This is a genomic window from Pseudomonas sp. SIMBA_068 (genome assembly GCF_046534705.1).
Lineage (GTDB): Bacteria > Pseudomonadota > Gammaproteobacteria > Pseudomonadales > Pseudomonadaceae > Aquipseudomonas > Aquipseudomonas putida.
This window is the reverse complement of record NZ_JAWRYI010000003.1, coordinates 1-21,759: the sequence shown is the minus strand read 5'-3', so window position 1 is coordinate 21,759 and position 21,759 is coordinate 1. Positions and strand designations below refer to the sequence as shown.

At 62.1% G+C, this 21,759-nt stretch carries 21 protein-coding genes; 4 read left to right on the top strand and 17 right to left on the bottom strand.

The features are described from left to right. Nucleotides 1-190: 190 nt before the first annotated feature. The 3 genes from clpB to rluD form a co-directional block, all read right to left on the bottom strand. On the bottom strand, nucleotides 191-2,755 hold the full coding sequence (gene clpB, locus SB756_RS09180) for an ATP-dependent chaperone ClpB (RefSeq protein WP_016501583.1): 2,565 nt from the start codon (nucleotides 2,753-2,755) through the stop codon (nucleotides 191-193). A 187-nt stretch (nucleotides 2,756-2,942) separates the two neighbouring features. Further along, nucleotides 2,943-3,683 (bottom strand): peptidoglycan editing factor PgeF, encoded by a 741-nt coding sequence (pgeF, locus tag SB756_RS09175; protein ID WP_410910719.1) that lies wholly within the window; start codon nucleotides 3,681-3,683, stop codon nucleotides 2,943-2,945. After that, nucleotides 3,680-4,642 (bottom strand): 23S rRNA pseudouridine(1911/1915/1917) synthase RluD, encoded by a 963-nt coding sequence (gene rluD / locus SB756_RS09170; protein ID WP_041168125.1) that lies wholly within the window; start codon nucleotides 4,640-4,642, stop codon nucleotides 3,680-3,682. The genes pgeF and rluD overlap by 4 nt, the downstream gene beginning before the upstream one ends. Before the next feature lie 147 nt (nucleotides 4,643-4,789). On the opposite strand from rluD, the gene SB756_RS09165 reads away from it, so the two are divergent. Further along, nucleotides 4,790-5,809 (top strand): outer membrane protein assembly factor BamD, encoded by a 1,020-nt coding sequence (locus SB756_RS09165; RefSeq protein WP_049273319.1) that lies wholly within the window; start codon nucleotides 4,790-4,792, stop codon nucleotides 5,807-5,809. Between the two features lie 94 nt (nucleotides 5,810-5,903). Beyond that, complete coding sequence (locus tag SB756_RS09160) at nucleotides 5,904-6,134, top strand: PP0621 family protein (RefSeq protein ID WP_016501587.1); 231 nt, start codon at nucleotides 5,904-5,906, stop codon at nucleotides 6,132-6,134. Nucleotides 6,135-6,219: 85 nt separating this feature from the next. Here the strand turns inward: SB756_RS09160 and thiO are convergent, their stop codons facing one another. Genes thiO through SB756_RS09135 form a run of 5 tightly spaced genes read right to left on the bottom strand, consistent with a single transcriptional unit; the run spans nucleotide 6,220 to nucleotide 9,047 of the window. Next, nucleotides 6,220-7,317 (bottom strand): glycine oxidase ThiO, encoded by a 1,098-nt coding sequence (gene thiO / locus SB756_RS09155; protein WP_410910718.1) that lies wholly within the window; start codon nucleotides 7,315-7,317, stop codon nucleotides 6,220-6,222. Between the two features lie 54 nt (nucleotides 7,318-7,371). Next, complete coding sequence (locus tag SB756_RS09150; RefSeq protein ID WP_410910717.1) at nucleotides 7,372-7,761, bottom strand: type IV pilin protein; 390 nt, start codon at nucleotides 7,759-7,761, stop codon at nucleotides 7,372-7,374. 1 nt (nucleotide 7,762) lies between these two features. Beyond that, a complete protein-coding gene (locus SB756_RS09145) occupies nucleotides 7,763-8,227 on the bottom strand; it encodes a hypothetical protein (protein ID WP_410910716.1) in 465 nt (154 codons plus the stop codon). After that, nucleotides 8,224-8,871, bottom strand: coding sequence for a PilW family protein (locus SB756_RS09140; protein WP_410910715.1), 648 nt, complete (start codon nucleotides 8,869-8,871; stop codon nucleotides 8,224-8,226). Before SB756_RS09140 ends, SB756_RS09145 begins: the two co-directional genes overlap by 4 nt. Next, a complete protein-coding gene (locus SB756_RS09135; protein WP_016501592.1) occupies nucleotides 8,868-9,047 on the bottom strand; it encodes a prepilin-type N-terminal cleavage/methylation domain-containing protein in 180 nt (59 codons plus the stop codon). The genes SB756_RS09140 and SB756_RS09135 overlap by 4 nt, the downstream gene beginning before the upstream one ends. 109 nt (nucleotides 9,048-9,156) lie before the next feature. Between SB756_RS09135 and SB756_RS09130 the strand changes: the two genes are divergently transcribed. Beyond that, the gene (locus SB756_RS09130) at nucleotides 9,157-9,648 is read left to right on the top strand and encodes a GspH/FimT family pseudopilin (protein ID WP_410910714.1); all 492 of its coding nucleotides are present in this window, start codon (nucleotides 9,157-9,159) and stop codon (nucleotides 9,646-9,648) included. A 126-nt stretch (nucleotides 9,649-9,774) separates the two neighbouring features. Here the strand turns inward: SB756_RS09130 and ispH are convergent, their stop codons facing one another. The 6 genes from ispH to murJ form a co-directional block, all read right to left on the bottom strand. Continuing rightward, nucleotides 9,775-10,722 (bottom strand): 4-hydroxy-3-methylbut-2-enyl diphosphate reductase, encoded by a 948-nt coding sequence (gene ispH / locus SB756_RS09125; protein ID WP_019473246.1) that lies wholly within the window; start codon nucleotides 10,720-10,722, stop codon nucleotides 9,775-9,777. Between the two features lie 14 nt (nucleotides 10,723-10,736). Beyond that, nucleotides 10,737-11,174 carry an FKBP-type peptidyl-prolyl cis-trans isomerase gene (gene fkpB / locus SB756_RS09120; RefSeq protein WP_016501595.1) on the bottom strand — a complete coding sequence of 146 codons (438 nt, stop codon included), beginning with the start codon at nucleotides 11,172-11,174 and terminating at the stop codon, nucleotides 10,737-10,739. After that, the gene (gene lspA, locus SB756_RS09115) at nucleotides 11,167-11,682 is read right to left on the bottom strand and encodes a signal peptidase II (protein ID WP_016501596.1); all 516 of its coding nucleotides are present in this window, start codon (nucleotides 11,680-11,682) and stop codon (nucleotides 11,167-11,169) included. Before lspA ends, fkpB begins: the two co-directional genes overlap by 8 nt. Beyond that, a complete protein-coding gene (gene ileS / locus SB756_RS09110; protein WP_410910713.1) occupies nucleotides 11,675-14,506 on the bottom strand; it encodes an isoleucine--tRNA ligase in 2,832 nt (943 codons plus the stop codon). The genes lspA and ileS overlap by 8 nt, the downstream gene beginning before the upstream one ends. Next, the gene (gene ribF / locus SB756_RS09105; RefSeq protein WP_016501598.1) at nucleotides 14,503-15,453 is read right to left on the bottom strand and encodes a bifunctional riboflavin kinase/FAD synthetase; all 951 of its coding nucleotides are present in this window, start codon (nucleotides 15,451-15,453) and stop codon (nucleotides 14,503-14,505) included. Before ribF ends, ileS begins: the two co-directional genes overlap by 4 nt. 118 nt (nucleotides 15,454-15,571) lie before the next feature. Next, nucleotides 15,572-17,110, bottom strand: a complete 1,539-nt coding sequence (murJ, locus tag SB756_RS09100; RefSeq protein WP_049277614.1) for a murein biosynthesis integral membrane protein MurJ — start codon at nucleotides 17,108-17,110, stop codon at nucleotides 15,572-15,574. Nucleotides 17,111-17,360: 250 nt separating this feature from the next. Here murJ and rpsT point away from each other — a divergent pair, with 250 nt between their 5' ends. Continuing rightward, the gene (rpsT, locus tag SB756_RS09095) at nucleotides 17,361-17,639 is read left to right on the top strand and encodes a 30S ribosomal protein S20 (RefSeq protein WP_003247625.1); all 279 of its coding nucleotides are present in this window, start codon (nucleotides 17,361-17,363) and stop codon (nucleotides 17,637-17,639) included. Nucleotides 17,640-17,890: 251 nt separating this feature from the next. Here rpsT and SB756_RS09090 read toward each other — a convergent pair whose 3' ends face one another. The 3 genes from SB756_RS09090 to SB756_RS09080 are packed head-to-tail and all read right to left on the bottom strand — an operon-like array spanning nucleotide 17,891 to nucleotide 21,453. Beyond that, on the bottom strand, nucleotides 17,891-20,191 hold the full coding sequence (locus tag SB756_RS09090) for a PqiB family protein (protein ID WP_341797486.1): 2,301 nt from the start codon (nucleotides 20,189-20,191) through the stop codon (nucleotides 17,891-17,893). After that, nucleotides 20,184-20,807: a paraquat-inducible protein A gene (locus SB756_RS09085; RefSeq protein ID WP_016501601.1), complete on the bottom strand. Its 624-nt coding sequence runs from the start codon at nucleotides 20,805-20,807 to the stop codon at nucleotides 20,184-20,186. Before SB756_RS09085 ends, SB756_RS09090 begins: the two co-directional genes overlap by 8 nt. Next, nucleotides 20,794-21,453 carry a paraquat-inducible protein A gene (locus SB756_RS09080; RefSeq protein WP_410910712.1) on the bottom strand — a complete coding sequence of 220 codons (660 nt, stop codon included), beginning with the start codon at nucleotides 21,451-21,453 and terminating at the stop codon, nucleotides 20,794-20,796. The genes SB756_RS09085 and SB756_RS09080 overlap by 14 nt, the downstream gene beginning before the upstream one ends. Between the last annotated feature and the right edge of the window lie 306 nt (nucleotides 21,454-21,759).

Genomic DNA, 21,759 nt, shown 5'->3' with positions numbered 1-21,759 from the left:
GGTCACTCGAATTTTGATGCAAGCAAAAATTTCAAAAATTTCAGCAAGTTATCCTGAATTCCCCGAAAGCCCCGATTTTACTGGGCTGTGCCGGCCTCTTCGCGGGTAAACCCGCTGCCACAGGGGCCCCACAACGCCTGTGAGAAAGCAAAAAAAAGCCCCGCAAAAGCGGGGCTGATGGTGAAACACATTACCCAAAGACGATTTCGTCGCCTTCCACTGTGGCGGTAATCGACGTACCCGGCACAAACTGGCCAGCCAAAATCAGCTGCGCCAGCGGGTTTTCGATCCAGCGCTGGATAGCCCGCTTCAGCGGCCGTGCGCCGTACACCGGGTCGTAACCCACGGCAATCAGCTTGTCCAGGGCCTCCGGGCTCAGGCTCAGCGACAGTTCGCGCTCCAGCAGACGGCTGCGCAGGCGGCCCAGCTGGATCTCGGTAATGCCGGCGATCTGCTCGCGGCCCAGTGGCTCGAACACCACCACTTCGTCGATACGGTTGATGAACTCCGGACGGAAATGCGCGCCCACTGCATCCATCACCGCCGCACGCTGTGCCTCGCGGTCGCCTACCAGTTCCTGGATCTGCGCCGAGCCCAGGTTGGAGGTCATCACGATCACCGTGTTGCGGAAGTCCACGGTGCGCCCGTGGCTGTCGGTCAGGCGGCCGTCTTCCAGCACCTGCAGCAGCACGTTGAACACATCCGGGTGGGCTTTCTCCACCTCATCCAGCAGCACCACCGAGTATGGCTTGCGCCGTACGGCCTCGGTCAGGTAACCGCCCTCTTCATACCCTACATACCCTGGTGGTGCACCGATCAGGCGAGCCACGGAGTGTTTCTCCATGAACTCGGACATGTCGATACGCACCATCGCCTCTTCGGTGTCGAACAGGAACTCGGCCAGCGCCTTGCACAGCTCGGTCTTGCCCACACCGGTGGGGCCGAGGAACAGGAACGAACCGCTTGGCCGGCTCGGGTCGGACAGCCCGGCACGCGAGCGGCGCACGGCGTTGGCCACGGCGGTCACCGCCTCGTTCTGGCCGATCACGCGCTGGTGCAGCAGCGCTTCCATTTTCAGCAGCTTCTCGCGCTCGCCTTCCAGCATCTTGGACACAGGGATGCCGGTCCACTTCGACACCACTTCGGCAATTTCTTCCTCAGTCACCTTGTTGCGCAGCAACTGGTTTTCGGTCTTGCCGTGCTGGTCGACCATCTGCAGGCTGCGCTCCAGGTCGGGGATTACCCCGTACTGCAGCTCGGCCATGCGGCTCAGGTCACCTTTGCGGCGGGCGGCTTCCAGTTCCTGGCGGGCCTGTTCGATCTTTTGCTGGATCTGCGCAGAGCCCTGCACTTCGGCCTTTTCCGATGCCCAGATTTCTTCCAGGTCGGAATATTCACGCTCCAACCGCTCGATTTCTTCGGTCAGCTTCTCGAGGCGTTTTTTCGCCGCTTCGTCTTCTTCCTTCTTCAGCGCCTGCGATTCCACCTTCAACTGGATCAGGCGGCGATCAAGGCGGTCGAGCACTTCCGGCTTGGAGTCGATCTCCATGCGGATGCGGCTGGCCGCTTCGTCAATCAGGTCAATCGCCTTGTCCGGCAGCTGGCGGTCAGTGATATAGCGGTGGCTGAGCTTGGCGGCTGCGATAATGGCACCGTCGGTGATGGCCACCTTGTGGTGCACTTCATAGCGCTCTTTCAGGCCACGCAGAATCGCGATGGTGTCTTCCTCGCTTGGCTCCTCTACCAACACCTTCTGGAAGCGGCGTTCCAAGGCGGCGTCCTTCTCGATGTACTGGCGGTACTCGTTCAGCGTGGTGGCGCCGACGCAGTGCAGCTCACCGCGCGCCAAGGCTGGCTTGAGCATGTTGCCGGCGTCCATGGCGCCTTCGCCTTTACCGGCGCCGACCATGGTGTGCAGTTCATCGATGAACAGGATGATCTGGCCTTCCTGCTTGGACAGCTCGTTCAAAAGCGATTTGAGGCGCTCTTCGAACTCGCCGCGGTACTTGGCACCGGCAATCAGCGCGCCCATGTCCAGCGCCAGCAGGCGCTTGCCCTTGAGGCCATCAGGCACTTCACCATTGATGATGCGCTGGGCCAGGCCTTCGGCGATGGCGGTTTTACCCACACCAGGCTCACCGATCAACACCGGGTTGTTCTTGGTACGGCGTTGCAGCACCTGCACGGTACGGCGGATTTCGTCGTCACGGCCAATCACCGGGTCCAGCTTGCCTTCTTCGGCACGCTTGGTGAGGTCGACGGTGTACTTGTCCAGCGCCTGGCGCGACTCTTCGGCGTTGGCATCATTCACTGCCGCGCCGCCACGCAGGTTGTTGATGGCGTTTTCCAGGGCTTTCTTGCTCACGCCCTGGCTCAGCAGCAGCTTGCCGAGCTTGCTGTTCTCGTCCATGGCAGCCAGCAACACCAGTTCGCTGGAAATGAACTGGTCGCCCTTCTGCTGGGCGAGGCGGTCGGCCTGGTTAAGCAGGCGTGCCAGGTCCTGCGACATGTTCACGTCGCCGGTGGGGTTCTGGATTTTCGGTAGCTGGTCGAGCTCTTTCACCAGTGCCTGGCGCAGGCTGTTGATGTCGAAGCCAACCTGCATCAGCAGCGGCTTGATCGAACCGCCCTGCTGTTCAAGCAGTGCCTGCATCAGGTGCACGGGCTCGATGGCTGGGTGGTCCATGCCAACGGCCAGGGATTGAGCATCGGATATCGCTAATTGCAGCTTGCTGGTCAAACGGTCTATTCGCATGGTGTACCTTCCTTTAAAGGGCAGGTCGGAGCGATGGACAGCGCCTGTTTATGAAGAAACCTGCCTGAGATGACCTTATAGATAAGGCTGATTCTGGAAGATTCAAGCGTAGCGGGGTTGACCGAAGTCAACCTGTTGGATTAACGGAGGCCATTCGCGGGCGAGCCCGCGAAGAGGCCAGTACAGGCTAGCGGGGTTGCAGCCACACCAGTGATGCAAACCGCCCGCCCTGCGGGGTACGGCGATAGGAGAAGAACCGCGCATCACTGACCGTGCACAAGCCGCCGCCATACACGGCAGTTACGCCACGGGCAGCCAGACGAATGCGCGCCAGCTGGTAGATATTCGCCATAAGCTTGCCAGGCCGTTCGCCCTCGACGAATGCCCGAGCGGCTTGCGGGTGGACGGCGGTAAAGGCATCACGCACTTCCAGCCCCACTTCGAAAGCCTGTGGGCCAATGGCCGGCCCCAACCACACCAGCACTTCTTCAGGTGGCAGTGCCAGGCGGTCCAAGGTGGCTTCCAGCACGCCGCCCGCCAACCCGCGCCAGCCCGCATGCGCCGCCGCCACGCGAGTACCGGCCCGGTCGCAGAACAGCGCAGGCAGGCAATCGGCGGTCATCACCGTACAGGCAATGCCAGGCTGGTCGGTCCAGCTGGCGTCGGCCTCGGCCACCACGGCCGGGTCGGCATCCGCCACCACCAGCCCATGCACCTGCTTGAGCCAGGCCGGCCGGATGGCGAACGTGTCGCTGAGGCGACGGCGGTTCTCGGCAACGGCAGCAGGGTCATCCCCTACGTGGTCGCCAAGGTTGAAGGTTTCGTAGGGCGGCAGGCTGACGCCGCCCTGACGGGTGGTGACACAGGCGCGAACCGAAGCCGGGGCCGGCCAGTCGGGAAACAGCAGCGACTGCGTCAGGCCACTCATCCGATAAAGCTCTCGCGGTCTTCGCTCAGCAGCGACAGCAACCAGAGGAAGTCATCGGGCAGTGGCGATTCCCACTTCATGATTTCACCGGTGATCGGGTGAGCCAATGCCAGGAAGCGCGCATGCAGCGCCTGGCGCGGGAAGGTTTTCACCGCCTCGACCATGGTCGGGCTGGCAGCCGGTGGAATGCGGAAGCGCCCACCGTACGTCTGGTCACCGACCAGCGGGAAGCCAACGTGGGCCATGTGCACACGAATCTGGTGGGTACGGCCGGTTTCCAGCTTTACCCGCACGTGGGTGTGCGAGCGGAAGCGCTTGAGCACGCGGTAGTGGCTGACCGCCGGCTTGCCGCCGTCGGTGACTGCCATGCGCTGGCGCATGCCGCCGTGGCGGCCGATCGGGGCATCGATCTTGCCACCGGAAGTTACCACGCCGATCACGATGCATTCATAAATGCGGCTGACCTTGCGCGCCTGCATCTGCTCGACCAGCCTGGTCTGCGCTTGCAAGGTCTTGGCCACCACCATCAAGCCGGTGGTGTCTTTATCCAGCCGGTGAACGATGCCGGCGCGCGGTACGTTGACGATGTCTGGCACGTGGTGCAGCAGCGCATTGAGCAGCGTACCACTGGCATGACCGGCAGCCGGGTGCACAACCAGCCCGGCAGGCTTGTTGATTACCATGATATGGTCGTCTTCGTAGACGATATCCAGTTCGATATCTTCTGGGATCCACTCGCCCTGGGCCTCTTGTTCGGCCTGCAGTGCTAGCAGCGAGCCACCATAGACGGTGTCTCGAGGGCGCACAACGGCGCCATCGACCGTCAGGCGGCCCTCTTTGATCCACGAAGTAAGCCGCGAACGCGAGTACTCAGCGAACAATTGGGCGGCGACCTGGTCGAGGCGTTGGCCGCCCAGTTCGGACGGTACCTCTGCGCTAAGTTGAATGATCTCGGACATGCTCGATTCGGCGGGCGCACAGCCTTTGGTTTCGGCTGCGAGCTTGTGGTTAAATACGGCTTCTTTTGTCCCGGGGTTGGCCGGGGCGCTCATCATAACAGGACGGCACCGCCCAAGACAGCGGCCGTCAAAGGGACGCAAGCCGCCATGCAAGTGAAACACCTGCTGCTGATCGCCATCCTCGGGCTTACCGCGGCCTGTTCCTCTAATAAAGAGGTCATTGACGAGAACCTCAGCGAAGCCGAGCTGTACCAGCAGGCGCAAGCTGACCTGGACAACTCCAGCTACACCAGCGCCGTGAACAAACTCAAGGCCCTGGAGTCCCGCTACCCGTTCGGTCGCTATGCCGACCAGGCGCAGCTCGAGCTGATCTACGCCAACTACAAGAACTCCGAGCCCGAGGCTGCCAAGTCGGCCGCCGAGCGCTTCATCCGCCTGCACCCGCAGCACCCGAACGTCGACTACGCCTACTACCTCAAAGGCCTGACCTCGTTCGACCAGGACCGTGGCCTGCTGGCGCGCTTCCTGCCGCTGGACATGACCAAGCGTGACCCGGGTGCCGCCCGCGACTCGTACAACGAGTTCGCCCAGCTGACCAGCCGCTTCCCCAACAGCCGCTACTCGCCCGACGCCAAGCAGCGCATGATCTACCTGCGCAACCTGCTGGCCTCGTATGAAATTCATGTGGCCGACTACTACCTGAGCCGCCAGGCCTATGTGGCCGCCGCCAACCGTGGCCGCTACGTGGTAGAAAACTTCCAGGAAACCCCATCGGTCGGCGACGGCCTGGCGGTGATGGTCGAGTCGTACCAGAAGATGCACCTGGACGAACTGGCCGCCAGCAGCCTGGAAACCCTCAAGCTCAACTACCCGGACCACCCGAGCCTGGCCGATGGCGAGTTCCAGCCCAAGCAGACCGAGTCTGACGGGCGCGGCTGGCTGTCCAAGGCCACCCTGGGCCTGATCGAAACCGATACGCCGCTGCCGCCGGGCGAAACCCGCGCCAACCAGGACGTGGTCAAGCAGTTCCAGGACGCGCGTGACGAGATGCCGCAAGAGCTGCTACCGAAAGACGAAAACGGCGATCCGATCGTGCCGGAAGGCCCGAAAGCAGCCGAAAAAGACCGTTCCTGGTTCAGCTACATGACCTTTGGTCTGTTCGACTGACACACAGCGGTAAATGAAAGGGAGGCCTTGGGCCTCCCTTTTTTATTGGCCGCGCCCTAGACTGTCAGCTTCTTCAATCGACAAGCTGGACACCATGGTTCGCCTACTTTTCTGGATCGCCCTGATCGCCGCCGCGTTCTGGCTGTGGCGCAAGTTCAAAGTCAGCCAACAGTCGCACCCCGAGGCGAAGCTGGATGCGCCCCTGCAGATGGTGCGCTGCGCCCATTGCGGCGTGCACCTGCCCAACGACCGGGCGCTGCAGCAGGGCAAAGAGTGGTATTGCAGCCAGGCGCACCTGCAACAGGGGCCTGGCCAACAAGGCTGAACACCAAACCGCTGCAGGAGCGGCCTTGCCTCGCGATAGGGCCGCGCCTACAAAGCATCGTGTACTCTCTGTAGCCCCGGCGATCTCAACCCAGACGCCCTGCTGGTGCATACGGCGCCGGGTCGATGATTGGCTTGGCCCCGGTCAACAAGTCGGTAAACAGCTGGCAGGAAGCCGGCGCCAGCACCAGCCCGTTGCGGTAGTGACCGCAGTTCAGCCACAACCCCTCGTACCCTGGCACCGGCCCGATGTAGGGAATACCCTCGGGCGAGCCCGGCCGCAACCCGGCCCAGTGCCCCACCACCGTGGCCCCTTCGAGCCCTGGCAGCAACTCCACCGCCGATGCCTTAAGGCTTTCCAGTGCATCTTCGGTCGGGGTCTTGTCGTACCCGGCATGCTCCAGCGTGCTGCCCACCAGAATGTGCCCATCCCGCCGCGGGATCGCATAGCGCCCCTTGGCCAGCACCATGCTCGGCAAAAAGTCCTCGGCGCACTTGAACAGGATCATCTGGCCCTTCACCGGCTCTACCGGCAGTTCAAGGCCAAGGGTACGCAGCAGGTCGCCACTCCAGGCGCCAGCACTGAGCACCACCTCATCCGCCGCCAGCACGCCTTCAGCGGTCTGCACACCGGTGACGCGCCCGCCCTGCTGAACAAAGCCGGTGATCTGGCAGTTCTCTCGCAGGGTTACGTTGGGCAACGCCAGCAGCGCCGCCTTCAGCGATTTCACCAGGCGCGGGTTGCGCACGTTGGCTACACCGGCCATGTAGATGGCGCGCTTGAAACCCGGGCCCAGCACCGGCACCGCGTCGTAGGCCGCCGAGATATCCACGGCACTGAGCGGCCGCTGCTCACGTTCGGCCCAAGCCAGCGCTTCGGCTTCGTCATCCAGGTCGAGCCAGTACAAGCCCGTGGTGTGCACTTCGGGGTCGACGCCGGTGCTGGCGAACAAGCGCTCGCCCAGCTGTGGATAAAAGTCCTGCGACCAGTGCGCCAGGGCGGTGACTGCCGGGCTGTAGCGCCACGGGTACAGCGGCGAAACAATGCCGCCCCCGGCCCACGACGACTCACGGCCGACTTCGCCCTGATCACACACCACCACCTGCCCGACCTTGGCCGCCAGGTTGAACGCCGTCAGCAGGCCGATCACCCCGCCGCCGACCACCACTACTTGCTTGCTCATCTGTCGATCCAACACCTGAAGTAAAACCGCGATGCACCGGGCACCATTCAACCTTCAGCTTCCCCAGCAGTGCTCGCTGCCGTCAACGGCACCGAGGTTGCGCTGCACACCGGCCTGGTCGAGCTGGAAGTCGCCACAGCCATCCTGCGCCATCAGCCCATGGGGCAGCCGCCGGGCGCGCAGCGTGAAGGTGTCGCTGTCGCGCTGGGCCTGCAGGCTGTAATAGCGGGTACCGTCGGGCAAGGCCGGGTCGCCCTGGGCATATTGGCCGGTGCGTACGCGGTGGCGCTCCAGGCGCAGGGCGGCATCATGCAGCAGGCCAACCACTTCGCTGCGTGCGGCTCGCCGAAGCTGGTCGCTGTAACTGGGGTAGGCAATGGCTGCCAGAATGCCGGTCACGGCCAGCACAATCAACAACTCGATCAGGCTCAAGCCTTGCTGCATGTCAGTCTCCCCTGAGTCTTTGCCGCCAGGTGATGCGCCGGGTTGTGTCGCCGGCCACGGCGTAGACGGCCTCCAGCACATGCCGGGACTGGGTTTGCTTGCTGACGGCCGTTATACGGAACAAGGTGACAAGCAGCTCATCCGGCATATGCGCAGCGCAGGTGCTCGTGCCCAGGTTCTGTACATGGAAGTAACCGCTCTGTGTGCCCTGCCACTGCCCGGCCAGATCGTGCGGTCGAGCTGGCGGCAAGCACGCGGTACACCGATCGGGAGGTGCCCGCTTGAGCTCACCCTCACCTGCTTGCAACGCGGCCTCGGCCTCTTCGAACGCCAGCAGACCATCGCGCATGTAGCCAGCCATTCGCGTCTCCACCAAGGCCTCGCGCAGGGCCGAGGCCGCCAACAAGCCGAGCAGCAAGCTCAGTACCAACGCCAACAGCAGCACAACACCGCGTTGACGCTTCATGGCCCCGGCACCGGGTTGCGCAGTGCCACGCTCAGTTCATGGCGCTGTTCGAGTTTGAGCGTGGGCTCGTACAACGTGAGTGCGATATCTACCCGCTCTCCCCGGGGCGTTTGCACACGCTCGAAATGCACTTCTCGCACATTCTCCACCAGCGGCTGGAAGCTGGTTCGTCGTCTAAAGCTCAGGGTATCGCCGTTAAGCTGGTAGACGTACTTGCTAACGGGATACGCCAGTGGGTGGGGCTTGCTCGCGCTTTGCCCATCCTCCACAGATACCTTTTCAAGGCAGTCTGTCTGCAAGAACCAGTCAGGTGCTCCTGCCTGCCCGGGCAGCTCTGCTACCACGAGGCTCAGCATGGACGGTGCCACCTCCAGAGGACGGGCGAAGGCCTGCTGTGCAGTGGCGCTCTTGAAGTCGTCAGGTCGCAGGCGCAGGCAGCCGAACATTCCGGCCATGCGAATATCCTGAGCCATACGCAGCAACGCCTGACGTGCCTCATCCTGCATGCGCACCGCGGTACTTTGCAGGCGCCACGTCTGGTGTGCCGAAGCGAAGAGCTGGCTGGCTGCGGCCAGCAGCATCAACCCGATGGCCAGCGCCATCACCACCTCAAGTAAACCGAACCCGCTCTGACGGGCCTTCATCGCCGCCTCTCAAGCTCACTGTGCGCCGCCATTGCCGCCTGCCCATCGCGACGCGCGCTGTCCGCAGCCTGCAATGCCTGCAACTGTATTGATGCCGTTGCGAACATGCCCACGGCCACAACCACGACCGCCAACAACACTTCCATGAGCGTCATGCCCCGTTGCCTCGCGTGCATCCCTGCACCTCCTGCGACTTTTCCTGCAATAGCCCTGAACCTGGCCGACTAGACCGCCTGGCCAGCGAACGTGAAGCTATAGCCAAGCACTTCCAGGGAGGAATGCACGGTGAAGCAACGAGGCGTAACACTGATACAAATGTTGTCGGCCTTGGCCATAGCTGTCTTGCTGACACAGCTCGGTATGCCGGCCTACGCCAGGATGAGCGACGACCTACACAGGGCAGCCGCGGCGCGTGATTTGGCACAGGCACTGCGCAGCGCACGCAGCCACGCGATGCTGCAAAGCCAGCCGGTGCTGGTGCAGGCGCTGGACGGTAATTGGGGGAATGGTTGGCGGGTGGTGCTGGAGCATAACCAGCAGCTGCTGCGCGAGCAGCGCCTTTCGAGGCCGCTCAACATTAGGAGCAATCGCGGGGAGCAGTTCAAGTTCAGTGCGCTGGGCGTTCCAATGACGCTGAACAACAGCTGGTTGGGAGCAACGCTGGAAGTGTGTGAACGCTCATCTGCCAGCAGCCGATATCAAGTGGTGCTGGCATCGACCGGGAGAGTCAGATTGCTTGCAGAGGACCGAAACAATACTCGCTGTGCAAGCACATAGCCTTGAGCCGACCTTGCCGGCCCTATCGCCGGCAAGCCAGCTCCCACAGGGATATCACTGCCTTCAAGGCTTGTGCAGTACCTGTAGGAGCTGGCTTGCCGGCGATGAGGCCAGCACAGGCTTCAGTCAGATCAGCGAGCGAACCCGCAGCTCTTTGGGCATCGAGAAGGTGATGTTCTCTTCACGCCCGTCCAGCTCTTCAGCACCGGTAGCGCCCCAGGCCTTGAGCTGTTCGATCACGCCACGTACCAGCACTTCGGGGGCCGAAGCACCCGCAGTGATGCCAATACGCGCCGACTGTTCGAACCAGCCCTGTTGCATGTCCTCGGCACCGTCGATCAGGTAGGCCGGGGTGCCCATGCGCTCGGCCAGCTCACGCAGGCGGTTTGAGTTGGAGCTGTTCGGGCTGCCCACTACCAGCACCACGTCGCACTCGCCCGCCAGTTGCTTGACGGCGTCCTGGCGGTTCTGGGTGGCGTAGCAGATGTCGTCCTTGCGCGGGCCACCGATGTTCGGGAAGCGCGCACGCAGGGCGTCGATGACGCGGCTGGTGTCGTCCATCGACAAGGTGGTCTGGGTCACGAAGGCCAGGTGGTCAGGGTCGCGCACCTGCAGCCTGGCTACATCATCTTCGTCTTCGACGAGGTAGATGGAACCACCGTTGCTGGCGTCGTACTGGCCCATGGTGCCTTCGACTTCCGGGTGCCCTTCGTGGCCGATGAGAATGCACTCACGGCCGTCGCGGCTGTACTTGGCCACCTCGATGTGCACCTTGGTCACCAGCGGGCAGGTGGCATCGAACACTTTCAGGCCACGGCCAGCGGCTTCCTGGCGCACTGCCTGGGAAACACCGTGAGCACTGAAGATGACGATGACATCGTCCGGCACCTGGTCCAGCTCTTCGACGAAGATGGCACCGCGGTTGCGCAGGTCTTCTACCACGAACTTGTTGTGCACCACTTCGTGACGCACATAGATCGGCGGGCCGAAGACTTCCAGCGCGCGGTTGACGATCTCGATCGCCCGGTCGACCCCCGCGCAAAAGCCGCGAGGGTTGGCGAGTTTGATTTGCATGATCGGCTCCAGGCTTACAGGGCCTTCACCTCGAGGATCTCCACCTCGAAGGTCAGGGTCTTGCCAGCCAGTGGGTGATTGAAGTCGATGGTCACCTGGTCGTCATCGAACGCTTTGACCACACCCGGCAGCTCGGCGTTGGCGGCATCGTTGAAGATGATCAGCAGCCCGTCGGACAGCTCCATGCCCTCGAAGTTGGACCGCGGCATGACTTGCACGTTTTGCGGGTTCGGCTGGCCGAAGGCGTTCTCCGGGGCCACTACCACGGTGCGCTTGTCACCGGCCTTGAAGCCGAACAGCGCGTTTTCGAAGCCCGGCAACAGGTTGCCATCGCCAACCTTGAAGGTGGCCGGGGCTTTGTCGAACGTGCTGTCGACGGTGTCGCCGTTTTCCAGGTGCAGCGCGAAGTGCAGGGTGACTTCGGTGTTCTGGCCGATACGGGTGTCAGTCATGGACCGGATCCTCGGACTTCTTGCTCTTGAACATATCCAGCGCCAGCATCACCGCACCAACGGTGATGGCGCTGTCGGCCACGTTGAAGGCCGGGAAGTAATGGCGGTTTTGCCAGTGCACCAGGATGAAGTCGACCACATGGCCCAGCACGACACGGTCGTACAAGTTGCCAATGGCGCCACCCAGCACCAGCGCCAGCGCCACGGCCAGCCAGGTTTCGTTGCGCCCCAGGCGCTTGAGCCACACCACCAGCACGGCACTGACCACCACTGCGATCAGGGCGAACAGCCAGCGCTGCCAGCCAGCGCCATCAGCGAGGAAGCTGAAAGCGGCGCCGGTGTTGTAGGCCAAGGTCCAGCTGAAGTAGTCAGGGATGACAACAATCTGCTGGTACATGGTCAGGGCGTTGTTGAAATACAGCTTGGTGGCCTGGTCGACGACCAGCACCAGCAAGCTCAGCCAAAGCCATGCAAGGCGCCCGAAGCGCCCCACTGCCGGGTTAGGCATAGTGACGCACCTCGCCCGAACCGGTCAGGTTATCGACGCAACGGCTGCAGATTTCCGGGTGCTCCGGGTGGCTGCCTACGTCGGCGCGGAAGTGCCAGCAACGGCCGCACTTGGCATGGCCGGACTTGACCACTTTCAGCTTGAGGCCTTCGACTTCGGTGGCCACGGCGTCCGCCGGTGCCTGCACGAACGGCACCACGCTGGCGGCCGAGGTGATCAGCACGAAGCGCAGCTCGTCGCCCAGCTTGCCCAGGTCGGCGCTCAGGCCTTCGTCGGCATACAGGGTGACTTCGGCCTGCAGGTTGCCGCCGATGACCTTGGCGGTACGCTGGTTTTCCAGCTCCTTGTTGACCGATGCCTTCACCGCCATTACACGGTCCCAGTAGGCGCGGTCCAGCTCGGTGCCTTCCGGCAGCTCGCTCAGGCCCTGGTACCAGCCGTTGAGCATCACCGACTCGTTGCGCTCGCCCGGCAGGTATTGCCAGATTTCGTCAGCGGTGAACGCCAGGATCGGCGCAATCCAGCGCACCAGCGCTTCGCTGATGTGGTACAGCGCGGTCTGGCAGGAACGGCGGGCGACACTGTTGGCGCCGGTGGTGTACTGGCGGTCCTTGATGATGTCGAGGTAGAAGCCGCCCAACTCCTGCACGCAGAAGTTGTGCACCTTGGAGTAGACGTTCCAGAAACGGTACTCGCTGTAGTGCTCTTCAAGCTCGCGTTGCAGCAGCAGGGTACGGTCTACGGCCCAGCGGTCCAGTGCCAGCATGTCTTCCGGGGCCAGCAGGTCGCGGGACGGGTCGAAACCGGACAGGTTGGACAGCAGGAAGCGTGCGGTATTGCGGATACGGCGGTAGGCGTCGGCGCTACGCTGCAGGATCTGCTCGGAAACCGCCATTTCACCGGAATAGTCAGTGGCCGAAACCCACAGGCGCAGGATGTCGGCACCCAGGGTGTTGTTGACCTTCTCCGGCTCGATGGTGTTACCCAGCGACTTGGACATCTTGCGGCCGTTCTCGTCCACGGTGAAGCCGTGGGTCAGCAGTTCGCGGTACGGCGCGTGGTTGTCGATGGCGCAACCGGTGAGCAACGACGAGTGGAACCAGCCACGATGCTGGTCGGAGCCTTCCAGGTACAGGTCGGCGACCGGGCCGGTGGCGTGGCCGATATCGTGCGAGCCACGCAGCACGTGCCAGTGGGTGGTGCCGGAGTCGAACCACACGTCCAGGGTATCGGTGATCTTGTCGTACTGGCCGGCTTCTTCACCCAGCAGTTCGACGGCATCCAGCTTGAACCACGCTTCGATACCTTCCTGTTCAACGCGCTTGGCCACCGCTTCCATCAGTTCGACGGTACGTGGGTGCAGCTCGCCGGTCTGCTTGTGCAGGAAGAACGGGATCGGCACGCCCCAGTTGCGCTGACGCGAAATGCACCAGTCAGGGCGGTTGGCGATCATCGAGTGCAGGCGCGCCTGGCCCCAGGCCGGTACGAACTTGGTTTCTTCGATGGCTTTGAGGGCGCGCTCACGCAGCGGCTCGCCAGCGCTTGGCTGCTTGTCCATGCCGACGAACCACTGCGCGGTGGCGCGGTAGATCAGCGGGGTCTTGTGGCGCCAGCAGTGCATGTAGCTGTGGCTGATGGTTTCGGTGTGCATCAGCGCACCGGCTTCGCTCAGCTTCTCGACGATGGCCGGGTTGGCCTTCCAGATGAACTGGCCGCCGAAGAACTCCAGCGACTCGACATACACGCCATTGCTCTGCACCGGGGTGAGAATGTCGTCGTTGACCATGCCGTAGCGCTTGCAGGTGACGAAGTCGTCTTCACCGTAGGCAGGCGCGGAGTGAACCACACCGGTACCGGCGCCCAGTTCGACATAGTCGGCCAGGTAGACGGGCGACAGGCGGTCGTAGAACGGGTGGCGGAAGTTGATCAGCTCCAGGGCCGAACCCTGGGCAGTGGCGACGACCGAGCCTTCCAGGCTGTAGCGCTTCAGGCACGACTCGACCAGCTCTTCGGCCAGCACCAGCAGACGCTCGCCGGTATCGACCAGGGCGTACTTGAACTCCGGGTGGATGTTCAGCGCCTGGTTGGCGGGGATGGTCCACGCAGTGGTGGTCCAGATCACGATGGCGGCCGGCTTGGCCAGCGCCTCCAGCCCGAAGGCGGCAGCCAGCTTGGCCTCGTCGGCAACCGGGAAGGCCACGTCGATGGTCTGGGATTTCTTGTCAGCGTATTCGACTTCCGCTTCAGCCAGGGCCGAACCGCAATCGAAGCACCAGTTCACAGGCTTGAGGCCCTTGAACACGAAGCCTTGCTTGACCATCTCGGCCAGGGCACGGATTTCACCGGCCTCGTTGGCGAAGTTCATGGTCTTGTACGGGTTGTCCCAGTCACCCAGTACACCCAGGCGAATGAACTCGGTCTTCTGCCCTTCGATCTGCTCGGCGGCGTACTCGCGGCACAGCTCGCGGGTGCGGTCGGCAGACAGGTGCTTGCCGTGGGTAACCTCGACCTTGTGCTCGATCGGCAGGCCATGGCAGTCCCAACCCGGTACATACGGCGCATCGTAGCCGGCCAGGGTCTTGGAGCGGACGATCATGTCCTTGAGGATCTTGTTCAGCGCATGACCGATGTGAATCTTGCCGTTGGCATAGGGCGGGCCGTCGTGCAGGACGAACTTGGGACGATCCTTGCCAATTTCGCGCAGCTTCTGGTACAGGCCAATGCTGTCCCAGCGCTGCAGGATCTGCGGTTCGCGCTGAGGCAGGCCGGCCTTCATGGGGAAGGCGGTGTCCGGAAGGTTAAGCGTGGCTTTGTAGTCGGTCATTTCAGGCTCTTCGTTAGCGGTTGAGCGTGCCAATGTGCACGTGCGGCGGCGATATCCGCATCGATCGCCGACTTCAGCGCCTCCAGGGAGGCGAATCGCTGCTCTTCACGCAGCTTGTGGTGGAACTCCACCGTCAGACGCCGGCCATACAGGTCGCCGGCAAAATCAAGAAGATGAATCTCCAGGTGCGGGCGCCCATCACCGGCAACGGTGGGACGCACGCCAATATTGCCTACACCCGGCCAGGCCTTGCCGTCGATTTCGATGCTGGCCAGGTAGACCCCGGACAGCGGCACGCGGCGGCGCTTGAGCTGGATGTTGGCGGTAGGTGTGCCGAGCTGGCGGGCCAGCTTCTGGCCATGCAGCACACGGCCGGTGATGCTGTACGGGCGGCCCAGCAGGTGCTCGGCCAGCTCGAAGTTACCTTCGCACAGGGCCTTGCGCACTTCGGTGCTGCTGACCCGCAGGCCGTCCTGGATTACCGTGTTGGCGGCCTCGACGGTGAAGCCGTACTGCTTGCCGGCCTCGATCAGGAAGGCGAAGTCGCCGGCGCGGTCGCAGCCAAAGCGGAAGTCATCACCCACTTCGAGGTGGCGCACGCCCAGGCCGTCGACCAGGATGGCTTTGACGAAGGCATCGGCGCTGAGCTTGCTCAGGCGCTGATTGAACGCCAGGCACAGCACCCGGTCGATGCCCTCGGCGGCCAGCAGTTCGACCTTGTCGCGCAGGCGGGCCAGGCGCGCCGGTGCGGTATCGGGGGCGAAGTACTCGCGTGGTTGCGGTTCGAAGATCACCACGCAGGTCGGCAGGCCCAAGGCCTGACCACGCTCGCGCAGGCGCGCCAGGATAGCCTGGTGGCCGCGGTGAACCCCGTCGAAGTTGCCAATGGTGGCGACACAGCCCCGGTGCTCGGGGCGCAGGTTGTGAAGACCTCGAACCAGCTGCATAACGCGCTTCTTGCTCATAAAGTGGCCGATTATAACCACACCCGGGCGCCGGTGACAGGCAGCAGCGCCCAAGGGCGGCGTGGAATATGAAAAACCGACGCCTGACCCGCCTGACGCCTCAGTGCAGGGCCTTGCGAGCGAAGTGCCGGGGCCGGAAGCCGCACAGGTACAGGCAGCCGAAATACGTCACGACACCTGCCACAATCAACGCCCCAAGCCGCAGGAAGCGCTCAAGCATGATGCCCTGCTCCCAGGCCGGCATATAGTGCATGCCCGCCAACAGTACCGCCGACATCAGCACCACTGCCAAGACAAGCTTGAGCAGGAACATTGCCCAGCCTGGCTGTGGCTCGAACAACTGCTGGCTGCGCAGCTTCCAGAACAGCAAGCCGGCATTCAGGCAGGCACCCAGGCTGATTGCCAATGCCAGGCCGGCATGTGCAAGCGGGCCGACCAGGGCGAGGTTGAACAACTGGGTACAGACCAGGGTGAAAATCGCAATCTTTACCGGCGTGCGGATATTCTGCTGCGCATAGAAGCCGGGTGCCAGCACCTTGACCAGAATGATCGCCAGCAAACCTACCGAATAGGCCATCAGCGCCCGCTGTGTCATGGCCGCATCAAACGCACTGAACTTGCCATATTGAAAGAGCGCAACGGTCAGCGGCTCGGCAAGGATGGCCAAGGCCAAGGTGCACGGCAGCACCAGCAGGAAGCATAGGCGCAGGCCCCAGTCGAGGATCCGCGAGTATTCCTCGCGGTCCTTGTTGGCGTAGGTCTTGGCCAGGGTGGGCAGCAGGATGGTGCCCAGGGCCACGCCCAGTACGCCTGAAGGCAGCTCCATGAGGCGGTCGGCGTAATACATCCACGACACCGAGCCGGCCACCAGGAACGAGGCGAAGATGGTGTTGATGATCAACGAAATCTGGCTCACCGACACCCCGAGAATCGCCGGCAGCATCTGTTTAAGTACACGCCACACACCCGCGTCCTTGAGGTTCAGGCGCGGCAGTACGAGCATGCCGATCTTCTTCAACGCTGGCAGCTGGTACAGCAACTGCGCCAGGCCACCCGCCAGCACGCCCCAGGCCAGGGCCATGATTGGCGGGTTGAAGTACGGCGTCAGCAGCACGGCGAAGGCAATCATCGCCACGTTCAACAGGGTCGGGGTGAAGGCCGGTACCGAGAAGCGGTTCCAGGTATTGAGGATCGCACCGGCCAGGGAAGACAGCGAGATCAGCAATATATAAGGAAAGGTCACCCGCAACAGGGAGGTGGTCAGCTCGTATTTTTCTGCGTTGTCGACAAAGCCTGGGGCTGTTGCCCACACCACCCACGGCGCCGCGAGGATGCCGATGGCAGTCACCAGGGCGAGGACCAGGGTCAGCAGGCCGCTGACATAAGCGATGAAGGTACGTGTCGCCTCCTCGCCCTGCTGGGTCTTGTATTCGGCCAGGATCGGAACAAAGGCCTGGGAAAACGCACCCTCGGCAAAAATGCGCCGCAACAGGTTGGGCAGTTTGAACGCGATGAAAAAGGCGTCGGTGGCGACGCCGGCACCAAAGATGCGCGCCAGGATGGTGTCGCGAACGAAGCCCAGCACCCGCGAAATCATGGTGATCGAGCTTACTGCGGCCAGGGATTTGAGCAGGTTCATCGAAAAGATTCACGCCAATGGCAGAGGACGCTGCCAGACAGCGTCCGAATGTGCGATACTCCCGCGCCTTCGCAGGGGAGCCAAAAATTCCCGAGTGTACAGGTCGCGCAGCAGAAAGGAATCTTTCCCTCTTGTTGGCGCACCGCTCGGCGGAACCTTGCAGGTGGCCTTGACAATCGATCTCTTGATCGGCATGATTCGCGGCCTATTTTGTTTGCTATTTACCTAAAGTCTTTCGAGGAGCTCGACGGTGGCCAACACACCTTCCGCCAAGAAACGTGCAAAACAGGCTGAGAAGCGTCGCAGCCACAACGCCAGCCTGCGTTCCATGGTCCGCACCTACATCAAGAATGTAGTTAAAGCCATTGACGCAAAAGACGCCGAAAAAGCGCAAGCCGCTTACGTTCTGGCTGTACCTGTAATCGACCGTATGGCCGACAAAGGTATCATCCACAAGAACAAAGCTGCTCGTCACAAAGGCCGTCTGAATGGCCACATCAAGGCGCTGAAAGAAGCTGCAGCTGCCTAAGCGACGCGCTATTCGAAAAACCGACCCTAGGGTCGGTTTTTTGTTGCCTGCGATTTATGCTTGCTGGCACGGCCCCATATGAAACTCGGTCTCTGTGGGAGCGGCCTTGCGCCGCGAAAGGGCTGCGGAGCAGCTCCGGCAATCTCAGCTTCTGCGCCAAGACCGAGGGGCCGCTACGCGCCCCTTTCGCGACGCAAGGCCGCTCCCACAAAAAAGCGGGGCCGCGGTTGGCGGCCCTACTTTTTTTTACATTACTTGGCTATCTGAATCTTCGGCGCCCACTGCAGCCAGTCATCCTCTGCCTTGTCGAACAACGCGAAGGTCTGCTGCGGCCGCGCCGGGTTGCCCATCTGCTCGCCATCCGGCGTTGCAAAGGCGATACCGCCATCGATCAGAGTCTCCACCGACTCGGTACGCACGGTAGCCCCCTTGAACAGCCCCCAGTCGAAACCGAAGCCACTGCTGTTCCAGAAGCGGCTGCCACTACGGACCAGGGCTGCATAGCGCGGCTCGATGAGGATATGGATCAGCACGCGGTCAGCGCTCTGGCCCAACTCGAAACCCGTCACCTTGCCAACCGCAACCTCTCGATAGGTCACTGGCACACCGGGCTTGATCGAACCACGCCGTGGCGCACTGAGCGTCAATGGCAAGCCCACCTCAGGCCCAGCCACTTGCGGGGCATCGGCCAAAGCGATGAAGTCGCGCTGCGGGCCACGGTCCTTGGCTGCCGGCTGCACCTCCAGGTACTGCCCGCCAATCAGCGTGTCGAGGTTCTCGGTGCGTACCAGGCCCAAGGCTGGCTTGACCACCCAGAACTGCGTACCGGCACGAGCAATACGGCCCGCCGCCTCGGTGATACGTGCCCGCAGCAGCACTGCCTGCAAGTCATCGGTCAGGTCGACGCTCTCGATACTGCCCACATCCAGGCCACGGAAGCGGATTGGCGTACCCGGCTTCAGGCCATCTGCACGGTCTACACGGACGGTGATCAAGGTACCCGCGCGGTTTACCGCTTCCTGGCTGTCATGCAGACGGAAGCGTGGAATGTGGCGTTTCAGCGCCACATCGGGCCGTGGCGTGTCGAACGCAATACCGCCGGCCATCAGCGTTTGCAGCGATTCACTCTTGATCTTGATGCCCGACAGCCCCCCGGTCAGGGTAATGCCACTGACGTTCCAGAAGCGCGACGAGCCGTTGACCAGCTTTTCGTATTCCTTCTCGATATGCACACCGATCAGGATACGGTTGCTGTTACGAGCAAACTGGTAGCTCTGCACGCTACCCACTTTGACTTGGCGGTACATCACCGGGCTGCCGATTTCCAGAGAACCCAGGGTATCGGCGAACAACACCATGTGCAGGCCTGGCGCCTTGAGGTCGAGCGGCGGCGCCTTGGCGCGGGCCTCGAACTCACGCTCGGGCCGTTCACCCTTCTCACCCGGGCGGATGGCGATGTAGTTACCTTTGACCAGCGCCTCCAGGCCGGTGATACCTGCCAGGGAAATCGACGGCTTGACCACCCAGAACTGCGTGCCCTCGACCAGATAGTCTTCGGTGAGCGGGTCCAGCGTCAGCTCGGCCGATGCGCTGGACAGGTTGTCTTCCATCTTCAGGGCTTTCAACGAGCCCACTTGAATGCCCTTGTACATGACCGGCGTGCGGCCTGCCTGCAGGCCCTCGTAATCGCTCAGCTTTACCTTGACCCGTATACCCGCCTGGGCGGCGTCGAAGTCTTCATAAAGGCGGAACGGCAGGCTAGGGTCGGTAGCCGGGCTGTCCTTGCGGTATTCCGGCGTGGCAAAGGCAATACCACCGGCCACGATGCTCGACAGCGACTCGCTGCGCACCTTCACACCTGACAGCGAAGCATCGATGCTGACGCCGCTGGCGTTCCAGAAACGCGTGTGCTTGCGCACCAGGCTGGCGTAGGCGGGCTCGATGAACACCTTGATCTCGACGGTGCTCTGATCCTCGGACAGGCGATAGCTTTTCACCCGACCCACCTGGATCTGCTTGTAGAAGATCGGGCTGTCACGGTTGAGCGAACCCAGCCTGTCGGCTTTAAGGGTCAGATGCAGGCCAGGCTCCGAATCCGAGAGCGGCGGCGCAACCTTCAGGGCGGTAAAGCGCTTGGTACGCTCACCCTCCCCCGGGCTGACGGCAATGTAGTTACCCGACACCAGTGTTTCAAGGCCGGTAATACCCGCCAGGCTGACACTCGGCTTCACCAGCCAGAAACGCGTGCCTTTGGTCAGGTGTGGTTCGGCGTCCTTGTTCATCTCGATGGTGGCGATCACACCTTGGTTGTCACCCTTGGCGTCGAGCAACAAGCTCTTCACTTTGCCTACCGGCATGCCCTTGTAGATGACTTCGGTCTTGTTGGCGACTATACCTTCACCCGACTCGAAGCGGACTTCAATTTCCACGCCGGCCTTGCTATAGGCCTGCCACGCGAGCCAGCCACCGATCATCAGGGCGATCAAAGGCAGGATCCAGATGGCCGACCAGTTCGAGGCTGGCCGGGTTTTAGCCGTTGGCAGATCACTCATGGTCGTCATCCGACTCCGTGTTATCCCAAATCAGTCGGGGATCGAAAGTTAAAGCGGCAAGCATTGTCAGGATCACCACAGTTGCAAAGGCGACAGCGCCCAGATTGGCTTCGACACTGGCTATTCGGCCGAAATTCACCACTGCCACCAGGATGGCGATGACGAAGATATCGAGCATGGACCAGCGCCCAATGAATTCGATGAAGCGGTACATCAATATCCGTTGCCGCGCTGAAAGCGGCTGGTGACGCTGAACGGAGTACAACAGCAAGCCGATGCCCACGAGCTTGAAGGTGGGCACCAGGATACTGGCAATGAACACCACCGCGGCAATCGGCACCATGCCGTGCTTGAGCAGGGTGATGACGCCGGACATGATCGTGTCGGGGCTGCCCTGGCCGAGGGTACTCACGGTCATGATCGGCAGCAGGTTGGCCGGGATGTACAGGATCGACGCGGCAATCAGCAGAGCCCAGGTACGTACGATACTGTTCGGGCGCCGGGCATGCACAATGGCGCCGCAACGTGTGCAGGTCTGCGAAGTGCCATCTGGCACTTGCCGGTTCAGTTCATGACATTCATTGCAGACAACAATGCCTGCATCAATCGCCCGCATGCAGGTCCTCCCCCGATAGCGCACTCCAGATCTGGTGCGGCGACATCACCACCTCCAGCCATACCTGGACCAATAACAGGCTGATGAAGCAGAACAGCCCCAAGCCCACGGTCAGTTCTGCCAGGTCCACCAACTTGACGATAGCCACCAGCACACCCATGAAATAGACCTCGAGCATGCCCCAGTCACGCAAGTGGTGATAGATGCGGTAGAACAGCAGGCCGAAGTTGCGCCCCACGTTCAAGCGGATACTCAGCAATACCGCCAGCTGGCAAAGCAGTTTTGCCAGAGGGATGGCCATGCTGCACAGGAACACGACTACCGCCACACCGCGCATCTGCGAATTGTACAGGCCCAGTACGCCGCTCCAGACAGTATCGTCCGAGGTCTGGCCAAGCAGGTGCAGTTGCATGATCGGTAGAAAATTGGCAGGTACGAACAGCAACAGCGCGGTCAGTACCAGGGCCAGGCTGCGGTTGACTACATTGTGCCGGTGGGCATAGAGCTCGTAGCCGCAGCGGGGGCATTCGGCTTTTTCATCGCACTGCAGCACAGGCTTGCGCAGCAGCAGGTCGCATTCGTGGCAGGCGACAAGCTCGTCCAACGGCAATTGGGCCAGTGCTTCGGGTTCGACAGGATTGGGCATATAGCGCTTCTGGATAGGTGCGTGGGCCTATTCTAGTGTTCTGGCTCGAATTGTGGGAGGCGACTTACCACAGATCCCTGTAGGAGCAGCCTTGTGCTGCAAAGAGGCCATTGCAGCCGAAGATAATCTTTAGCCTTACCGGCCTCTTCGCAGCACAAGGCTGCTCCTACAGGGAGTCGGGCAGGACTGGGGTATTTTCGCTGAAAAGACAAAACCCCTACCTGCATGCGCAGATAGGGGTTTTGCGAAATGAATCTTGACGATGACCTACTCTCACATGGGGAAACCCCACACTACCATCGGCGA

Excerpts from the sequence above, each read along its gene's own strand:
- clpB (WP_016501583.1), bottom strand. The coding sequence starts at position 2,755 with ATGCGAATAGACCGTTTGACCAGCAAGCTGCAATTAGCGATATCCGAT.
- pgeF (WP_410910719.1), bottom strand. The coding sequence starts at position 3,683 with ATGAGTGGCCTGACGCAGTCGCTGCTGTTTCCCGACTGGCCGGCCCCG.
- rluD (WP_041168125.1), bottom strand. The coding sequence starts at position 4,642 with ATGTCCGAGATCATTCAACTTAGCGCAGAGGTACCGTCCGAACTGGGC.
- SB756_RS09165 (WP_049273319.1), top strand. The coding sequence starts at position 4,790 with ATGCAAGTGAAACACCTGCTGCTGATCGCCATCCTCGGGCTTACCGCG.
- SB756_RS09160 (WP_016501587.1), top strand. The coding sequence starts at position 5,904 with ATGGTTCGCCTACTTTTCTGGATCGCCCTGATCGCCGCCGCGTTCTGG.
- thiO (WP_410910718.1), bottom strand. The coding sequence starts at position 7,317 with ATGAGCAAGCAAGTAGTGGTGGTCGGCGGCGGGGTGATCGGCCTGCTG.
- SB756_RS09150 (WP_410910717.1), bottom strand. The coding sequence starts at position 7,761 with ATGCAGCAAGGCTTGAGCCTGATCGAGTTGTTGATTGTGCTGGCCGTG.
- SB756_RS09145 (WP_410910716.1), bottom strand. The coding sequence starts at position 8,227 with ATGAAGCGTCAACGCGGTGTTGTGCTGCTGTTGGCGTTGGTACTGAGC.
- SB756_RS09140 (WP_410910715.1), bottom strand. The coding sequence starts at position 8,871 with ATGAAGGCCCGTCAGAGCGGGTTCGGTTTACTTGAGGTGGTGATGGCG.
- SB756_RS09135 (WP_016501592.1), bottom strand. The coding sequence starts at position 9,047 with ATGCACGCGAGGCAACGGGGCATGACGCTCATGGAAGTGTTGTTGGCG.
- ispH (WP_019473246.1), bottom strand. The coding sequence starts at position 10,722 with ATGCAAATCAAACTCGCCAACCCTCGCGGCTTTTGCGCGGGGGTCGAC.
- fkpB (WP_016501595.1), bottom strand. The coding sequence starts at position 11,174 with ATGACTGACACCCGTATCGGCCAGAACACCGAAGTCACCCTGCACTTC.
- lspA (WP_016501596.1), bottom strand. The coding sequence starts at position 11,682 with ATGCCTAACCCGGCAGTGGGGCGCTTCGGGCGCCTTGCATGGCTTTGG.
- ileS (WP_410910713.1), bottom strand. The coding sequence starts at position 14,506 with ATGACCGACTACAAAGCCACGCTTAACCTTCCGGACACCGCCTTCCCC.
- ribF (WP_016501598.1), bottom strand. The coding sequence starts at position 15,453 with ATGCAGCTGGTTCGAGGTCTTCACAACCTGCGCCCCGAGCACCGGGGC.
- murJ (WP_049277614.1), bottom strand. The coding sequence starts at position 17,110 with ATGAACCTGCTCAAATCCCTGGCCGCAGTAAGCTCGATCACCATGATT.
- SB756_RS09090 (WP_341797486.1), bottom strand. The coding sequence starts at position 20,191 with ATGAGTGATCTGCCAACGGCTAAAACCCGGCCAGCCTCGAACTGGTCG.
- SB756_RS09085 (WP_016501601.1), bottom strand. The coding sequence starts at position 20,807 with ATGCGGGCGATTGATGCAGGCATTGTTGTCTGCAATGAATGTCATGAA.
- SB756_RS09080 (WP_410910712.1), bottom strand. The coding sequence starts at position 21,453 with ATGCCCAATCCTGTCGAACCCGAAGCACTGGCCCAATTGCCGTTGGAC.